This is a genomic window from Lactococcus sp. FSL W8-0209 (assembly GCF_038006585.1).
Classification (GTDB): domain Bacteria; phylum Bacillota; class Bacilli; order Lactobacillales; family Streptococcaceae; genus Lactococcus; species Lactococcus lactis.
The window spans coordinates 139,608-157,513 of record NZ_JBBOVN010000001.1 but is presented as its reverse complement, the minus strand read 5'-3'; the positions used below and the strand labels follow the sequence as shown (position 1 = coordinate 157,513).

Below are 17,906 nucleotides of genomic sequence, written 5' to 3'. Positions count from 1 at the left end.
TTATGTAGATTGATACTTTGACCTAAAATAAATAGTAGAAAAATCCAGAAATCAGCTGTTTTACTGACCGATTGTTCACCGTATTTTTGAAAAATTAGAAAAAGTGCGCAGAAATTTATAAATAATTAAACAAAAATTACTGACAGAATTTCCTGTCAGTAATTTTTATCTTTAAGCTTTGCTGATTTCTTTTTTATAAAGATTTCCCCAAGCTGCCATCGTATCATGGATGGGCTTGAGGGTTCTTCCAAGTTCTGTCAGTGAATATTCAACACGAGGGGGTACTTCTGCATAGACTTCACGATGAACCAGCCCGCTTTCTTCGAGGGCACGTAAATGTTGAGTCAAAACTTTTTGTGAGATATGTCCAACTGAACGTTGAAGTTCGCCAAAGCGCATGGTTCGCTCTAATAAATCACGGACAATGAGCATTTTCCAGCGGTCGCCCATCAAAACAAGTGCTGTTTCAACAGGACAATCTGGAAGTTCAGAAATTTTTTTCATTTTTTTATTACCTCTAATCGTTGGTATTATACAATAGTATCTAAATGGGAAGTATCTAACTTTAAAGTGCTTACTTTACATAGTGGTAGTACAATGATATTATACACTTAGGTAGTCAAAAAAGCAAGCTACTTTAAAATATAAAAAATAATAAATAAATGGAGGATTTAACATGAAATATTTAGTAACAGGTGCGACAGGTGGATACGGTACTTATGCACTCGGATTTTTGAAAGAATTGGTTCCAATTTCTGATATTGCGGTTTTGGCTCGCACAGAAGAAAAAGCAGCCCCACTCAAAGCGGCAGGTTTCGATGTACGTTTGGCAGATTATTCAGATTTAACTGCTTTAGAACAAGCATTTACAGGAATTGACCGTTTGCTTTTTGTTTCAGGAGTGCCGGGAAATCGGCAAGCTGAGCATCAAAATGTGGTTGATGCAGCCAAAAGTGCTGGTATTTCTTATATTGCTTATACAAGTTTTCCTCAAGCAGAAAGGGCAACAAGTGACTTAGCTGCTGACCACATCTATACTGAAAAGGCGATTGAAAAATCAGGAATTGCCCACACATTTTTACGTAATAATTGGTACTTTGAAAATGAAATGCCAATTATTGCTGCTGCACTTTCAACTGGAAAATTTGTTTACAATGCACCAACAGGTAAAGTGGGCTGGGCTTTGAAACGTGAATATGCAGAAGTTGGAGCAAAAGCACTTGCTGGAGTAAATTTTCCAGAAGTTTTGGAGCTTTCAGGAAAAAGATTGACTTACGCCGAACTTGCTCAAGTCCTCAAATCAGTTTCTGATAAGGATTTTGAAGTGATTATCGCTGATGACAAAACTTTTGTCAGTCATTTAGTTGAAACTGGACTTCCAGATTTTGTAGCGGAACTTTTCCTCGGCTTCCAAAAAGATATTGAAGCAAAAGATTTAGATGTGGAATCTAAAGATTTTGAAAAAGCCTTAGGACATTCACTGACGGATACAAAAGAAGCTTTGAAAGAGCTTTTGGCCTAATAAAAAAATTACTGACAGACCTGTCAGTAATTTTTATTTGAGTCTATAAGATAATTTCTCAACAAATTCATAAGCAGCTGGACAGTAAAGTGTATTTTTTATCGTTAAATTATTGATTTGATAAATCTTTTTACGGTCAGTATGGGGAAATTCGCGACAAGCTTTAGGACGAACTTCGTAAATGCTACAGAGATTGTCAGAACCAAGAAACTGACAAGGCATGGTTTGAAAAACTTTGTCACCATCTTCGTCAGTTCGGAGATATGTGGCTTCAAAGTCACTCACTTTCATTTTTAAATGTTTGGCGACGCGTTCAATATCGGCCTCTGTCCAAAGAGGGCCTAAGGTTTTGCAACAATTAGCACATTTGGTGCAATCAATTTCTAAAAAAACCTCTTCATGAACTTCTTTAACGATTTTATCTAATTGCTTTGGTGGTTTTTTGGCAAGTCCAGCTAAAAATTTCTTATGTGTCTTTTGTTTTTGTTGGGCTAGATTTTTATAACGGTCAAGGTCAATTTCAAATGTATATTTCATCATTAATATTTTAGCAAAAATTTAAATGAAAGACTGATTTGTCAGTCGTCAAAGAGATTTGACACCCTTAAAAGTGTTAGGAGTTAGCTTATCAGTAAATCTTTTGATAACAATAAATATTCATTGAAATCTTAAACTAAATTTTTATAAAAAAAGCTGTCCCAAAGCTGGAAAAGTTTCACAGATAGAAAGCTAAACAAATAAGCGCTTACATAACCTTTAGTATTGTTAAAAAGCCGAAAAAGTGATAAAATGAACTAGAAAATTCGAAGATAAAACAATGCAAAAGTTGTCGTTCTTCAATAGCTAAATTCTCGTAAAAGCGAGAAATTGAAAGGAATTAAAATGGCTCATATTAAATTTGACTATTCAAAACTCACTCCATTTGTAGCTGAAAATGAATTAGACGAAATCCAATGGCAAATCGACGGGGCAGCTAAATTGCTCCACGAAGGAAAAGGTGCTGGGAGCGATTATATCGGATGGCTTGACCTTCCTGAAGATTACGACAAAGAAGAATTTGCTCGTATTCAAAAAGCAGCTAAAAAAATTCAATCTGATTCAGAAGTTCTTATTGTTATCGGTATCGGTGGTTCATACCTCGGTGCACGTGCAGCAATTGACTTTTTGAGCAACAGCTTTGTTAACTTGCAAACTGCCGAAGAACGTAAAGCACCACGTATTCTTTATGCTGGTAACTCAATTTCTTCATCATACTTGGCTGACCTTGTAGATTACGTTGCTGACAAAGATTTCTCTGTAAATGTAATCTCTAAATCAGGTACAACAACAGAACCAGCGATTGCTTTCCGTGTCTTCGAAGAAATGTTAGTTAAAAAATACGGTCGTGAAGAAGCAAACAAACGGATTTACGCAACTACTGACAAAGAAAAAGGTGCTGTAAAAGTTAATGCTGACGCAAACAACTGGGAAACTTTTGTTGTTCCAGATTCAGTTGGTGGACGCTTCTCAGTATTGACAGCTGTTGGACTTTTGCCAATTGCAGCTTCAGGTGCTGATATCACAGCTTTGATGGAAGGTGCTAACGCTGCGCGTAAAGAATACACTTCTACAAATGTTCATGAAAATGATGCTTACGCCTATGCTGCACTTCGCAATATCCTTTACCGTAAAGGTAAATTCTCAGAAATCTTGATCAATTACGAACCAAGCCTTCAATATTTCTCAGAATGGTGGAAACAATTGGCTGGTGAATCAGAAGGGAAAGACCAAAAAGGAATTTACCCAACTTCAGCTAACTTCTCAACAGACCTTCACTCATTAGGACAATGGATTCAAGAAGGAACACGTACTGTTTTTGAAACAGCAATCCGTATTGAAAAACCACGTAAAAACATCAACATTCCAGAACTTGACGCTGACCTTGATGGACTTGGATACTTGCAAGGTAAAGATGTTGACTTCGTTAACAAAAAAGCAGCTGACGGCGTGCTTCTTGCTCACACTGACGGAAATGTTCCAAACATGATCGTGACATTGCCTGAACAAGACGAATTCACACTTGGATATGCAATTTACTTCTTTGAACTTGCTATCGGTGTTTCTGGTTACTTGAACGGAATTAACCCATTCAACCAACCAGGTGTTGAAGCTTACAAGAAAAATATGTTCGCTCTTCTTGGTAAACCAGGATTTGAAGAACTCAGCAAAGAATTGAATGACCGCCTTTAATCTTTGATTAAAAGTGTCATAAAAATCACTGACAAGATTTCTGTCAGTGATTTTTTGTATATTTTCATAAGTTATATTTTCAATCTCTGTATTTTATTAACAACTTTTAAAAAATCCATCTAGTTTTTGTTTATTATTTGTGCTACAATTATAGATAAATTAAAAAAATCGGAAAATTTAAGGAATAATATGAAAGAGTTTTGGAATTTAGACAAAAATTTGCAACTCCGTTTAGGAATTGTTTTTTTAGGTGCCTTTTCATATGGCACCGTTTTTTCTTCAATGACCATTTATTATAATCAACATTTGGGAAGTGCAATTACAGGGATTTTGCTTGCCTTATCTGCAGTAGCCACTTTTGTTGCAGGAATTCTTGCAGGTTTTTTTGCTGACCGAAATGGTCGAAAACCAGTGATGGTTTTTGGGACAGTGATTCAACTTTTGGGAGCTCTTTTAGCTATTGCTTCAAACTTACCAGGTCACGTGAATCCTTGGTCAACTTTTATTGCTTTTTTGCTGATTAGTTTTGGTTATAATCTTGTGATTACTGCAGGCAATGCCATGATTATTGATGCATCAAATGCTGAAAATCGTAAAGTTGTTTTTATGTTGGATTATTGGGCGCAAAACTTGTCAGTTATTTTAGGAGCAGCATTAGGTGCTTGGCTTTTTAGGCCAGCATTTGAAGCACTTTTAGTGATATTACTTTTAACTGTCTTAGTCTCATTTTTCTTAACCACTTTTGTCATGACTGAGACTTTTAGACCGATTGTAAAGGCCAAAGAGGAAGCAGAAAATATTTTTCAGGCCTATAAGACAGTACTACAAGATAAAACTTACATGATTTTTATGGGTGCTAATATTGCGACCACTTTTATTATCATGCAATTTGATAATTTTTTGCCTGTTCATTTATCAAATAGTTTTAAAACAATCACTTTTTTTGGTTTTGAAATCTATGGACAACGGATGCTTACGATTTATTTGATTTTAGCTTGTGTATTAGTGGTCCTATTAATGACCACCCTAAATCGATTGACCAAGGACTGGTCACACCAAAAAGGATTTATTTGGGGAAGTTTATTTATGGCAATTGGGATGATTTTTTCATTTTTGACAACGACGTTTACTCCTATTTTCATTGCCGGTATTGTTTATACTTTAGGTGAAATTGTTTATACACCAAGTGTTCAAACTTTAGGTGCAGATTTGATGAATCCAGAAAAAATTGGTTCTTACAATGGCGTTGCCGCAATTAAGATGCCGATTGCCTCCATTCTTGCCGGTTTACTTGTTTCGATTTCACCAATGATTAAAGCAACAGGAGTTTCTTTAGTCTTAGCATTGACTGAAGTTCTAGCGATTATTTTAGTGCTTATTGCTGTAAACAGACACCAGAAAACAAAAATTAATTAAAAAATGACTTCTAAAAACAGGAATTTATCTTGAAAAGGAGTCAAGATAGATTTTTTATTGAAAAAAACAGAAAGAAATAAAATGAAAGATTTTTTTGGATTACATCCTACACTTAAAATTCGTTTAATTATGAATTTTTTTGGGACGCTTTGCTTTAGTACAGTGGGTGGCTCAATGACAATTTACTACAATAAATATATGGGAGCGGGAATCACGGGATTACTTTTAGTCATTAGTTCAGTCATGGTTTTCTTGGTTGGGCTTTATGCTGGTCATTTGTCCGACGTTCAGGGACGAAGACCTGTGATGATTTTCTCAACTGCCATTACTGGTTTTGGTGGAGCTTTAGCAACATTTGCAAACTCATCTTTTTACTTCAATCCTTGGGTTACTTTTTTAGGATTTCTTATTATTAATTTTGGTTTTGGCTTTTTTAACACCGCAAGTCAAGCGATGATTGTAGATTTGACAACAAGTGAAAATCGGCGAGTTGTTTATAGTATTCAATATTGGATTATCAATTTTGCAATCATGATTGGTTCAGGACTTTCAGGTTGGTTTTTCCGAGATTATTTGGTTTGGTTACTTTTAGCTATCACAATTGAAGAAATCGTTAGTTGTTTGGTTGTAATTTTTTGGATTTATGAATCCTTCAATCCAGATACTCAGCAGCATAAGCAAGAATCAAACATTATTAAAGCCTATTTCACAGTTGCTAAAGACCGTATTTTCATGTATTATTTATTTGCTTCGGTCTTTATTGCGATGATTTTTAATCAAATTGATTATTATCTTCCAGTCCATTTGAGTGATAGTTTTAGAACAGCAAGGATTTTTGGAATTGAAGTTTATGGACAACGGATGCTGACAATTTTCCTAATGGTCAATACCTTAGTCATCGTATTATTTATGGGGAGAGTCAACAAACTAACCAAAAATTGGTCACGAAGTAGTGGAATAGCCATTGGAATTATTTTGCAAGGTTTGGGCTTCATGATTGCATTTCTTGGTCATGATTTAACTTGGGAACTGATTGCAGCATTGGTAGCAACAATCGGTGAAATGATTTTGGTTCCATTTTCACAGGCTCTGCGAGCCGATTTAATGGATGGAGACCAAGTGGGAACTTATACAGGAGCTTTTTCAGTGACTCAGCCTATCGCTTCGGTCTTGTCAGGAATCCTTGTCTCTCTCTCAAGTCTTTATGGAAATATTGGAATGACCATCTTCATGTTTTTCATTATTGTATTAGGTGTGCTGCCCTCACTACGAGCAATTCGGATGCATGAAAGTCATTCATGAGTTAAATATAGGTAAAAATAAGTTTCAAAAGTTAGAATGAAATTCTGATTTGAGAAACTTATTTTTTTGTCAGTAAAATAATAAGAAAATTTTTACTGACAGAACCTTTAGACCAAGGCTTACAGGGAGATTCGGCTCTCCATTTGAAATTTTGTGATATAATTATTTTCATGAGAGTAGTATCAGGAAATTATGGCGGAAGACCGCTGAAAACATTGGCAGGAAAAACAACAAGACCAACCACAGATAAAGTTAAAGGAGCCATTTTTAATATGATTGGCCCTTATTTTGAAGGGGGACGTGTTCTTGATTTATTTGCAGGCTCAGGCAGTTTGGCAATTGAAGCCATTTCAAGAGGAATGGATCATGCCCTTCTTGTCGAAAAAGACAGAGCAGCTCAACAAGTCATTTTGGAAAATATCAAGATGACCAAAGAGCCTGAAAAATTTCAATTATTAAAAATGTCAGCAGAACGAGTCTTATCAAACTTGTCAGAGACTTTTGATTTAGTCCTCTTAGACCCACCTTATGCTAAAGAACAAATTGTTGAAAACTTAGAACTTTTGCAAGAGAAAAAACGACTGACAGAAAATGTAATTGTCGTCTGTGAAACAGACAAGGAAGTTGAACTCCCTGACCAAATTGGGAAATTAGAGCTGACCAGACAAAAAACTTACGGAATTTCTAAAATTTCAATTTATGAATTTTGACTTTTACTGACAGAAATTCTGTCAGTAAATTAAGAAAGAAAAAAGTAATGACAGAAAAAATTGGACTCTTTACAGGAACTTTTGACCCACTGACAAATGGTCATTTAGACGTTATCAAACGTGCCAGTCAACATTTTGATCAACTTTATGTTGGAATTTTTAAAAATGACCAAAAAAATCCACTTTTTCCAACTGATAAACGAGTGGAAATGCTAGAAGAAGCACTGACAAGTCTGTCAGTAACTCATAAAGTCAAAGTCATCAAACATGAACGTGATTTGACAGTGAATATCGCAAAAAAACTTGGCGTGACAGCTCTGGTTCGTTCTTTGCGTAATAGCCAAGATTTAGAATATGAAAAAAATATGTTCTATTTTAATATGGAGATGACAGGCATTGAAACCATCTTTTTCTTAGCAAAACCAGAACTTGAACCATTAAATTCCACACGGATGCGAGAATTACATGCCTTTGGCCAAGATGTCAGTGCTTGGGTTCCAGAAAATGTGAGTCGTGAATTAAGGAAATTAGATGAAAAAAAATAAAAAAATTAATCCCAAATTAAAATGGGGAATCTCGATTGGTCTAATTGTTGTTGCCCTTTTAGCTTTATTTTATCCAACAAGTTACTATGTGGAAATGCCCGGAACAACCGAGCCTTTAGGAAAAATGGTCAAAGTTGAAGGCAAAAAAGATGAACATAAAGGTGATTTTTTCCTGACGACTGTCCAAATTGCACGAGCAAATCTTGCTACAATGATTTACAGCCATTTTAATAGTTTTACAAGCATTTACAGTGAGCAAGAAATGACTGGTGGACTTAACGACGCACAGTTCAACCGTGTCAACCAGTTTTACATGGAAACGGCACAGAATACAGCGATTTATCAAGCTTTTAAATTAGCTAATAAACCTTATGAACTTAAATATGAAGGCGTTTATGTCCTTGATATTGCTAAAAATTCGACCTTTAAAAATAAGCTAGAACTTGCAGATACGATTACAGCAGTCAATGGTCAACAGTTTACATCAAGTGCCGACATGATTGCTTATGTTTCCAAACAAAAAGTCGGTGATACAGTAACGATTGAATACACGAGAATTGACGGCACAAAGCACAAGTCAACTGGCAAATACATCAAAATTGCTAATGGAAAAACAGGAATTGGGATCAGCCTAGTTGACCATACTGAAGTCGTGACGACTCCAAAAGTTACTGTCAACGCGGGTTCAATCGGTGGTCCCTCTGCGGGGATGATGTTTACACTAGAAATTTACAGTCAGTTGACAGGAAAAGATTTGCGAAACGGTCGCGAAATTGCTGGAACTGGAACGATTGAACATGACGGAAGCATTGGCCAAATCGGCGGTGTTGATAAAAAAGTAGCCACAGCGAGCAAAGAAGGGGCAAAGGTCTTCTTAGTGCCTGACTCAGGCACCAAAAAGGAAAGTAGCAACAATTACCTTGGAGCCAAAGCCGCAGCTAAAAAACTAAAAACGAAGATGAAAATCGTTCCCGTCAAAACTATTCAGGACGCTTTAGATTATTTAGAAAAATAAAAACTACTGACAGCTTTTCTGTCAGTAGTTTTTTCATCTAGTTTACAAGCTAAAAGCAAAGTTGTATAATAATTTCAAATAATTTAATAAATTTGGAATATATGACAAAGGGAAAATGAAATGGAAAAAAATTTAAAAATCGGAAAAATCATTGCTTTTATCAAAGAAACGAAGCATCTAAAATTAAAAGAAATGACTGGTGGTTCTTTTTCAGAATCTCAGCTCGCAAAATTTGAAAAAGGAGAAACAGAGATTACGGTGGGTAAACTATTTACCGTCCTAGAAAATTCAAATGTCTATTTAGACGAATTTCAAAATCTTTATAACGACTATGAACAATCAGATGAATACAACTTTCGTCACAAGTTGGCGGTTGCTTATGCGCAAAAAAACATCGAGAAAATCATAGAAATTCATAATTTTTGGAAAGAAAAATCTCAACAAAATCCTGAAAATAAATACTATAAAATTAATGAAACAGTAGTTAAAACCAACTTAGTAATGGTTCAAAATGCAGAGGATATCAAAAAAGATACTGATCTTTTGATGAACTACCTTGAATCTGTCAGCGAATGGGGACGCTATGAACTGTGGGTTTTTGGCAATTGTCTTCGACATTTTGATGATAATGCACTAAAGTATTACGGAATGCAAATTTTAGGAAAATCAAATTATTATCATTCAATTCATCTCAATCAACAGATCGTAATAAGAACATTTTTAAATCTCATTGATACTTGGTTACGTCGAGAAAACTTAATACAAGCTTTTAAATATATCAACCATTTAAAAGAAATAGGAATAAGTATCAATTTTTTCTATGAAAAAATTCTCTTTGAATATCACAAAGCTCATTATAAGGTATTGCAAAAACAAAACGGAGCGATAGAAGAAATGAAAAAACACGCGCAAACTCTTGCAGATTATGGTTTCCCACTAGAAGCAAAGGTCCTTTTTGAAGAAATTGAAAAATTATAGGGCTTTGGCATATATTCCAAAAGAAAATTTCCACCCAATTTTATATGTTAAGATACAGATAATAAAAATTATCTGTATTTTTTTATAGATTGGAGAAGTAAGATGATTAATTACCTAAAAAATCCACTGTTCCTGACTTGGATGCTTACCAACAAATGTAATTTAAGGTGTAAATTTTGTTATTTGGAAGATAATCAAGGAAAAGAGTTGGAGCTTGATGAAATAAATCAGGTCCTAGATATTATACAAGATAAAGAATTTACCCATGTTTCTCTATTGGGCGGTGAACCGACAGAATGTGAGTACTTTGAACATATTATTATTCAACTAGAAAAATTGAGAATTTCATACTCATTTTCAACTAATGGTCAAAAACTATTTAGAAATGAAGAGTTAATTAGAATACTTTCTAAATCTCAGTATTTAAAAGAGGTTCAAATTTCTTTAGAGTCTCCCCAAAAGTTAATCAATGACGCAGTCAGGGGGAAAGGAACATTTGAACGTGCAATAAAAAGTGTAGCACTATTAGTAAAAGAGAATGTTCCTACACGGCTCGCTATGGTCGTGACAAAAGAAAATAATTCTACCATTCAACAAATGATTGATATGTGTGCCACGTTAGGATGTAGAGAATTGCGATTAATGCCATTTATGCCCATAGGAACGGGATTATTAGAAAAAGAACGCCTATTCATGGATTATGAAGCTTTAGTTCGAGCATGCTCAGATTTAAAAATACCAGATAATCTAATTGTCACAACATATCTAAAAGAAGAAAACACTGCTGAAACTTTAGGTTGTGGTGCTGGAACAGCTGCCTGCGTTATAAATAGTGACTTGACACTTTCAGCCTGTCCTGTAGTATCTCAAAACCAAAAATCTATCGAAAAATTAGGTAACGATGGTTCAAGTTTTGATTACATATGGGGAACAAGTTCGATTTTTAATATATGGAGAGCGGGAAAATATCGAAAATCAACCTCGTGTAACTTATGTCCGCTATTTGAGGAATGTGGGGGTTACCAATGACTCAATTTTTCAATGGTCAGAAAATTTTATTCATAAATAGAATACTTTTTGATGATGCATTTATAACGGTTGTAGAGGTTATATTTTTCAGTGTGTATTTAAAGCTTTCTTTTTCAGATTTTTCAAGTATTATGGGCTTATGTTTGTTAATTTCGTTGTTAGTTCAGATTCCAACAGGTTACTTATCCGATAAGTTCGATAGGAAATTAATGTTAGTATTAGGAAATGGTGCGGAAATTGTGTGTCTTATAACTTTACTTTTTCTTCCTAGTTTGATAAAAGGCTCTTTATTTATTCCAGTTTTAATTATAGAAATTATAAGAACAGGCATGTTGGCTTTAGCGAGTGGTAATTTTGAAGTGTTAATATTTAATATGTTTAAGAGAGAAGGAAAAACTGAAAAAGATTTTATGGAGAAATCCGCCTCATATTTTTCCATAGGAGCGATTATAGCAGCAATTTCTGGATTTGTTTCCACGGTTCTATTTTCCTATCTAGTGATTTTGCCACTTATATTGGATTTATCGATAAAAATCATCAAATTATTATCTGCTATTTTCATGTGTTCTGAAGCGAGACATAAAGAAATGACAAAAATAAAAATGAAAGTAAAGTCCTTAAATCATAAATTGTTATTTCTCTTGTTCTCGCTTGCCCTTTTGTTTTGTATTTCAAGGGGGACATTTTCTTTATACCAACCAGTTATGACTTCATTAGGTATTCCTCTTTATTATTATGGCCTACTTATTATGATAGTGAACCTGTCGATATTCGTTCTTTTGAGAGTTTTGAAAAAGAAAGTATCGCTGTTCAAACTTTCAACATTACTCCTTGTTTCTTTTGTGGTTCTTACTTTTCAAGGAGTATTGGTAATTGAACATTTTATACCAGGAAATCTTTTTCGTTTTTTGATTGTAGCAATAATATTTTCAAGTATGCAGATTATCAGACTATTTTCAGAAGGACTCTCCTCTTATTTTATCAACACCGCGATTAAGGATAGAGACGATAAAACAACTATTTTTTCTCTTTATTCTACAATGGCCCAGCTTTTACTATCTGCTTCTTTCTTCCTGATGGGTGTTGTTCAAGGGGGAGTTGATAACTATTTGATGACCTATTTATATATTAGTGCAATTTTTGTCCTAATTATTATGGCTTTAGGTATCTTTGGAAAGGGGAAAAAATATGTTTAGAGATGACGAACTTTTTTTACCAATTAAGGTGTATATATATTTAACTAATCATTGTCATTACGAATGTGATTACTGCTTCCTTAAAGAAATGAAGATGTTAAATACAAAGGAGATCTCAAAAGAAGATTTAGAAAAAATAGCTTATTATTTAGAAAAATATAAAGTACCATTAGTTGCTATTTGTGGGGGAGATCCAATTCTCCACCCAAAACTTATTGATTTTGTCCAATTACTATCAGAACATAACAATTATCCAACTATAGCGACTAATGCAGTTGACGTATCCTATGAGTATTTATATCAGTTAAAATCAGCAGGAATTCGATATTTACAGATAGGCATTGATAGTTTGCGATATTCAAAATTGGATAATTACAAAGAAAACGGGCATCTTAGAAAAGTTGAAAAAACTGTGAAATATTTAAAAGAATTGGGGATATTATATGGTTTTGCAACTTGTGTCACTCGAAAAAATATTGGAGAGCTTAGTAAAATTGCGAGTTATGCTAAAGAAACAGGAGCCGAACTGTTGAAACTTTCAACTTATGATGGAGAAAATCAAGTATATAAATTAACAGAAATTCAAAAAGAAGAGTTAAAAATCTTTGTAAGACAATATAATACTGATGGGATTTATGTACGCTACTCGCCTGTTCAAGAAACATTAAATTATGTATCGGAATATCCCTCCCTGACAATATATGCAAACGGGGATTTAGCAATTGAAGAAACAGGAGATGTTATTGGAAATATTTCCACTTCTGAACCAGCTGTAGAATATAAAAAATATATATTAGAAAAATGGAGAACAAATAAATGAAGTATAAATTAAACCCATTATTTACGCTCAGAAAAACAGATAAAGCAGTCTTCAATTTCTCAAGGGCGGAATTAACATAATTCAACGATACAGGTTTTGATATTTTATTGGCAGTTCTTGAACAAGAAAGTGATAGAGAGTGGACAGATGATGAAGATGAATTTCTGAAAGAGTTAATCAAGGAGAAAATCGTTGAAGAATCTTGAAGAGCTTATTCAACTAAGAAAATCAAATAAATTTCATAATATTGGTGTAAATGTTGAAAGTGTAATAGAAGTAGTAAAAAAATCCTACTATAATTTTGAGAAACATAGCGTTCCTTCTGCCGGAGCTATATATGGTTTGAAAGTTTTACTTTTTTATAAGAACAATAAAAAAATATTTAACTCTAAAGGGGAGATAAGTACAGAGAAATTCGAGATAAATCAAATTAAAAAAACTTGTTTTTATGATGATAAATATTTTTCTTCAAGTTCAATTCTTATTGCTGTAACATATGATTACGATAAATATTTTGGTAAATATGGTAATTGTGGGATAAGGTATGCTTCAATCGAATGTGGTGCTTTTCTGCAAAATTTTCAACTACTACTTTCAGAAAAAGAGATATACGGTTGTCCATTAGGCTTCGTAGATAATGATGCTCTGTTGGGAATAGAAGAACCCCTAATTTATTTTATTATTAATTAATCTTTGATAAGATATCCGAAGTTTAGGATTCTTATATAACTATTTGGGCTCAAAATAGTACCATAATAAGGAGGGATTTTCATGAACAAAGAAACTGTGAAAGATGTTCGCAAAGAACATAAAGAAAAACCAGAATTTAAAACAATTTCATTATTAGCATGCATGAACTCGACTTCTATCGCTAATTAATTATTGATTTTTATAGAAATATAAATCAGTGGAGTGAAAAGAGCCTATATCGAAATTGATTTATACCTTTTGATAGTTGTATAAGCTATAAAAACGCTCTGACGAATTCATCAGAGCGTTTTAATTATTTTAATCAATAGATTATTAGTATTGGTCTAACAACAACTGTTTAATCACATCAATACGAGGTTGACGTACCGTTGCGACTTCCTGCTTTAGCAGGTTAGCGAGCATGGATATCGTTCGGTTCCAAATACTATAATCAATATATTAATATTGGTCTAACAAGAGTTGTTTAATCTCTTCAATACGTGGTTGACGAGGATTAGCAGGAGTACATTGATCATCATAAACAAGGTCAGCCAATTTATCAAGTTCACGTTCAAGGTGAGCTTTATCGACACCATTTCCTGAAAGAGTGATATTAATATCAATGCTATCAGTCAATTTCTTAAGTTCAGCAACCAGAGCTTGAACAGCTTTTTCATCTGAATCATCTTTGCCAGCAAATCCCATAAAGCGTGAAATTTCGGCATAGTCCTCTTGAGCACGATATGTTTCATAACGTGGGTAAGGGGTACGTTTAACGTTTCCTGTTACAGCGTTAAATTTTATGACATGTGGCATAGCGATGGCAATGGCAAGACCATGAGGAAGTCCAAATTCACCACCAATTTTATGAGCAAGTGAGTGGTTAATTCCAAGGAAAGCATTAGCGAAGGCCATACCAGCGAGTGTTGCAGCATTGTGCATGTTTTCGCGGGCTTTTTGTCCTTCTTTAGTTGGATGCGCTGGGTCATAATGATAAGACTCAGTCAAGTTTTCAAAGATAAGTTTGATAGCTTGAAGTGAAATTGGTTTTGTATAGTCAGAAGACATAACAGAAACGTAAGATTCAAGCGCGTGTGACATCGCATCAATACCAGACCAAGAAACAGTACGTTTTGGTACAGTCATAACAAACTCAGGGTCAACAATGGCAACTTGTGGTGTTAATTGATAGTCAGCAAGTGGGTACTTAACATGAGTTTCATCGTCAGTGATAACTGCAAATGGAGTCACTTCAGAACCAGTACCAGAAGTAGTAGGAATTGCAACCATTTGTGCTTTATGTGGATGGTAGAATTTAATAATACGTTTACGAATATCGACAAATTTTTGAGCTAATTCTTGGAAAAGTTCTTTCAAACTTGCATCATCAGAAAGGTCAGCTTCACCACGAGCATCATATTCATAAATCAAACGACCAATCTTACCAGCATCTAGAGCAGAACCACCACCAAGACAGATGACAGTGTCAGGTTCAAATTGTTTCATTTGACGAGCGATTGCAATTGCTTCGCTCAAAGTTGGGTCAGGTTGAACAGAGCCATAAATGCTTGTTTCAACTTGAGTTGGGCGGATAGCAAGTTGTTCCAAAACTTTATCAACGAAACCAAATTTAACCATACCAGGGTCAGCAACAATGAAAGCTTTGTGGACGTGTGGCAATTCTTGTAAGTAAGAAATTGCATTTTTTTCGTAGTAAATTTCTTTTGGCAAACGAACCCATTGTGGGCGATTACGACGTTTAGCCACTGTTTTAACATTCAATAGATCGTATGTACTCAAATTGTGTGAAAGTGAATTTTTCCCCCATGAACCAGTTCCAAGTGTAAGTGATGGACGCATTGCATCAGTATAGATATCTCCGACCCCACCAATAGAATCTGGTTGGTTAACGAGGATACGAGAAGCTTCAACTTTTTCGCCATATTCTTTAACGAATGGATCATCCATTGCACCGATTTGAATTGCAGTATTATGTCCAGCACCTTGATAAGCAAGTAAGCTACGTACAATCTCAATTCCTTCTTCACGTGTTTCAGCTTTGTAGATTGAAAGCAAAGGAGAAAGTTTTTCAGAAGAAAGTGCTTCACCAATATTTTTCTTATCAAGTTCAAAAAGAAGGACATCTTTATCTTTAGGAACTTTGACGCCAGCTTGTTCAGCAATCCATTGACCAGAACGACCGGCAACAGGACCAGTTACTCCAAAACCTTCACCAGCACGTTCAACAAAAACGAAACTTTCAATAGCTTTGTAGTCTTTTTTAGGAACCATATAAGCGCCTTGTTCTTGCATTTTAGCAATAAATTCATCATAAACTGAAGCATCAATAACAGCTGAATTTTCAGTGGCACAAATCATCCCATTATCAAAACGTTTTGAAAGCAAAAGATCTTCAACAGCACGTTCGATATTTGCAGTAGCATCGACATAAACAGCACCATTACCAGCTCCAACACCGAGTGAAGGGTTACCAGATTTGAGTGCGGCGTTTACCATTCCTGGGCCACCAGTTGCAAGGATTGTTGCAAGTCCACGGTTTTGAATCAAGGCGGTAGTCATGTCAAGGCTTGGTACTTCAATCCATTGAATAAAGTCTTCCGGTGCACCAGCTTCAATTGCAGCATCGTAAACAATTTTTGCTGCATGGCTTGAACATTTTTGAGCTTGAGGGTGGAAAGCGAAAACAATAGCATTACGTGTTTTTGCAGTCAATAAAGATTTAAAGATTGCTGTTGATGTTGGATTAGTTGTTGGAACGATACCAGCAAGTACACCGAGAGGGCTTGCGATTTCAACAGATCCAGCAACCTTGTTTTCAGAAATGACACCAACAGTTTTGTCATTTTTAATTGCGTTATAAACAGATTCAGAAGCAAAGTGGTTTTTTGTATCTTTGTCTTCGACAACACCACGACCAGTTTCGTTAACGGCTTCATGAGCGAGTTCTAGAGAATGTTTGCTTGCTGCAAGAGCCATTGCAGCGACAATAGTATCGACTTGAGTTTGTGTATATCCTTCAAATTTAAGAACAGCAGCTTGTGCTTTTTTGACTAATTTGTCAGTATAAGCAACAGCTTCTTGGAATTTTGCGGCTTTTTCTTCAGCGCTTAAAACTTTCTTTGCAGCTGGAGCGGCTTTTTTAGTTGCCATATTTGTAGGTTCTCCTTTGTGATTTCATTCACTTTCTTTTACGTGAATAGTTTAACAAAGTTTTTTATAGATGTCAAGCAATATTGTGATGATTTTTACAAAAACACTCATCAAAAGTTTAGAAAACGGTTTATAACAAGCTTTACTGAAGAAAAAAAGATTACTAATTCTTTGATAGGAATTAGCAATCTTTTTTAGTTTATCAGTCAAACTTTGTGAAAAAATAAATTTTTATAGTGGTAAAACGCAAGTGATTTCAGGAGCGTAAAAATCTTTTTGTTCCAAAGTTAAAGTACCGGTTTTTTTATCTCGCAAGAAAAGAGATAAATTATCAGATTCTTGATGAGCGACAATGATATAATCTTCAGTTTTGTTGAAATTAAAATCGCGAGGGATATGACCTTCAGTATTTGTCCAACCAATAGTTTCAAGTTTTGTACCAAGAGGACTTACTTTGTAAGTTGTTAAAGAATCATGTCCACGATTAGAAGTATAGAGGAATTTACCGTCAGATGAAATACGGATGGCAGCAACACCATTTGCTCCATGATAGTCTTCAGGTAGGGTGCTAATTGTTTGAAGACGAGCAAAGCGTCCTTTTTCTTCATTGTAACTTAAAACTTCAATTGTTGAATTTAACTCTCCAACCAAATAAGCGATTTTACCATTTGGATGGAAAGTAATATGACGAGCACCCATTCCTTTTTCTGCCCGATAAATTGTAGCAATATTGAGTTTACCTTCACCAATGACATCATAAACAGTGACTTCATCTGTTCCCAAATCACAGGTGACAAGTCGTCCGTCAGGAGTCAAATCAGAATAATGAACGTGTGAGCTAGCTTGTTCAGGACGTGGTCCAGAACCAGTATGTTTAACTGTATCCGTTAATCGGAGTGAGCCATTAGCTTGAATCTTATAAACACGAACTTCTCCAAGATGATAGTTCGCTCCGTAAACTAATTGGCGCGCTTCGTCCACGGCAACATAGCAGAGTGGAGCTCCCGTGGTTGTGACATTTCCGAGATGAGTGGCAGTTTCGCCATCAAAATCAAAGGCGGCGATTCCTCCACCATTACTATCTGCTGCACAAGTATAGAGGTGTCCCTTTTCATCGAGAGTGATATAAGTAGGGTTTTGAACCGCAGCGACTTCATTTAATGATGATAATTCAGCAGCTTTAGTGTCCAAAAGAACACTGTATACGCCTTTAGATACACGTTTTGTATAGCCGCCTAAAAGGATTTTTTCTTTCATATTTCTCTCCTCACAAACTAATTTAT

The 17,906-nt window shown here is 35.0% G+C and carries 16 protein-coding genes; 12 read left to right on the top strand and 4 right to left on the bottom strand.

Features of this window, described 5'->3' with window-relative positions; translation table 11 throughout:
* Positions 1–171 precede the first annotated feature (171 nt).
* On the bottom strand, positions 172–504 hold the full coding sequence (locus MKX45_RS00830; RefSeq protein ID WP_023164672.1) for a winged helix-turn-helix transcriptional regulator: 333 nt from the start codon (positions 502–504) through the stop codon (positions 172–174).
* 172 nt (positions 505–676) lie between these two features.
* Between MKX45_RS00830 and MKX45_RS00825 the strand changes: the two genes are divergently transcribed.
* Entirely contained in the window at positions 677–1,522 is an 846-nt protein-coding gene (locus tag MKX45_RS00825; RefSeq protein WP_128267966.1) for an NAD(P)H-binding protein, read from the top strand.
* Positions 1,523–1,555: 33 nt separating this feature from the next.
* Here MKX45_RS00825 and MKX45_RS00820 read toward each other — a convergent pair whose 3' ends face one another.
* The gene (locus MKX45_RS00820) at positions 1,556–2,062 is read right to left on the bottom strand and encodes a YkgJ family cysteine cluster protein (protein WP_015427194.1); all 507 of its coding nucleotides are present in this window, start codon (positions 2,060–2,062) and stop codon (positions 1,556–1,558) included.
* Positions 2,063–2,404: 342 nt separating this feature from the next.
* Here MKX45_RS00820 and MKX45_RS00815 point away from each other — a divergent pair, with 342 nt between their 5' ends.
* The 11 genes from MKX45_RS00815 to MKX45_RS00765 all read left to right on the top strand — a co-directional run bounded on the left by MKX45_RS00815 (position 2,405) and on the right by MKX45_RS00765 (position 13,452).
* A complete protein-coding gene (locus tag MKX45_RS00815) occupies positions 2,405–3,751 on the top strand; it encodes a glucose-6-phosphate isomerase (RefSeq protein WP_010906353.1) in 1,347 nt (448 codons plus the stop codon).
* Between the two features lie 189 nt (positions 3,752–3,940).
* The gene (gene lmrP / locus MKX45_RS00810; protein ID WP_012898648.1) at positions 3,941–5,167 is read left to right on the top strand and encodes a multidrug efflux MFS transporter LmrP; all 1,227 of its coding nucleotides are present in this window, start codon (positions 3,941–3,943) and stop codon (positions 5,165–5,167) included.
* A gap of 81 nt (positions 5,168–5,248) precedes the next feature.
* On the top strand, positions 5,249–6,469 hold the full coding sequence (locus MKX45_RS00805) for an MDR family MFS transporter (protein WP_340816715.1): 1,221 nt from the start codon (positions 5,249–5,251) through the stop codon (positions 6,467–6,469).
* Positions 6,470–6,639: 170 nt separating this feature from the next.
* Positions 6,640–7,179 (top strand): 16S rRNA (guanine(966)-N(2))-methyltransferase RsmD, encoded by a 540-nt coding sequence (gene rsmD, locus MKX45_RS00800; RefSeq protein WP_057720873.1) that lies wholly within the window; start codon positions 6,640–6,642, stop codon positions 7,177–7,179.
* Between the two features lie 47 nt (positions 7,180–7,226).
* Complete coding sequence (gene coaD / locus MKX45_RS00795; protein ID WP_010906348.1) at positions 7,227–7,724, top strand: pantetheine-phosphate adenylyltransferase; 498 nt, start codon at positions 7,227–7,229, stop codon at positions 7,722–7,724.
* A complete protein-coding gene (locus tag MKX45_RS00790; protein WP_057720874.1) occupies positions 7,711–8,739 on the top strand; it encodes a SepM family pheromone-processing serine protease in 1,029 nt (342 codons plus the stop codon). The genes coaD and MKX45_RS00790 overlap by 14 nt, the downstream gene beginning before the upstream one ends.
* A 120-nt stretch (positions 8,740–8,859) precedes the next feature.
* Positions 8,860–9,717, top strand: a complete 858-nt coding sequence (locus MKX45_RS00785) for an Rgg family transcriptional regulator (RefSeq protein ID WP_031561135.1) — start codon at positions 8,860–8,862, stop codon at positions 9,715–9,717.
* 102 nt (positions 9,718–9,819) lie between these two features.
* Positions 9,820–10,746, top strand: coding sequence for a radical SAM protein (locus MKX45_RS00780; protein WP_340816714.1), 927 nt, complete (start codon positions 9,820–9,822; stop codon positions 10,744–10,746).
* Complete coding sequence (locus MKX45_RS00775) at positions 10,743–11,942, top strand: MFS transporter (protein ID WP_240664878.1); 1,200 nt, start codon at positions 10,743–10,745, stop codon at positions 11,940–11,942. Before MKX45_RS00780 ends, MKX45_RS00775 begins: the two co-directional genes overlap by 4 nt.
* Positions 11,935–12,762 (top strand): radical SAM protein, encoded by an 828-nt coding sequence (locus MKX45_RS00770; RefSeq protein ID WP_057720875.1) that lies wholly within the window; start codon positions 11,935–11,937, stop codon positions 12,760–12,762. The genes MKX45_RS00775 and MKX45_RS00770 overlap by 8 nt, the downstream gene beginning before the upstream one ends.
* A 192-nt stretch (positions 12,763–12,954) precedes the next feature.
* The gene (locus MKX45_RS00765) at positions 12,955–13,452 is read left to right on the top strand and encodes a nitroreductase family protein (protein ID WP_038602414.1); all 498 of its coding nucleotides are present in this window, start codon (positions 12,955–12,957) and stop codon (positions 13,450–13,452) included.
* Positions 13,453–13,911: 459 nt separating this feature from the next.
* Here the strand turns inward: MKX45_RS00765 and adhE are convergent, their stop codons facing one another.
* Entirely contained in the window at positions 13,912–16,623 is a 2,712-nt protein-coding gene (adhE, locus tag MKX45_RS00760) for a bifunctional acetaldehyde-CoA/alcohol dehydrogenase (RefSeq protein ID WP_057720876.1), read from the bottom strand.
* Between the two features lie 231 nt (positions 16,624–16,854).
* The gene (locus MKX45_RS00755; RefSeq protein ID WP_010906341.1) at positions 16,855–17,880 is read right to left on the bottom strand and encodes a lactonase family protein; all 1,026 of its coding nucleotides are present in this window, start codon (positions 17,878–17,880) and stop codon (positions 16,855–16,857) included.
* Positions 17,881–17,906: the final 26 nt, after the last annotated feature.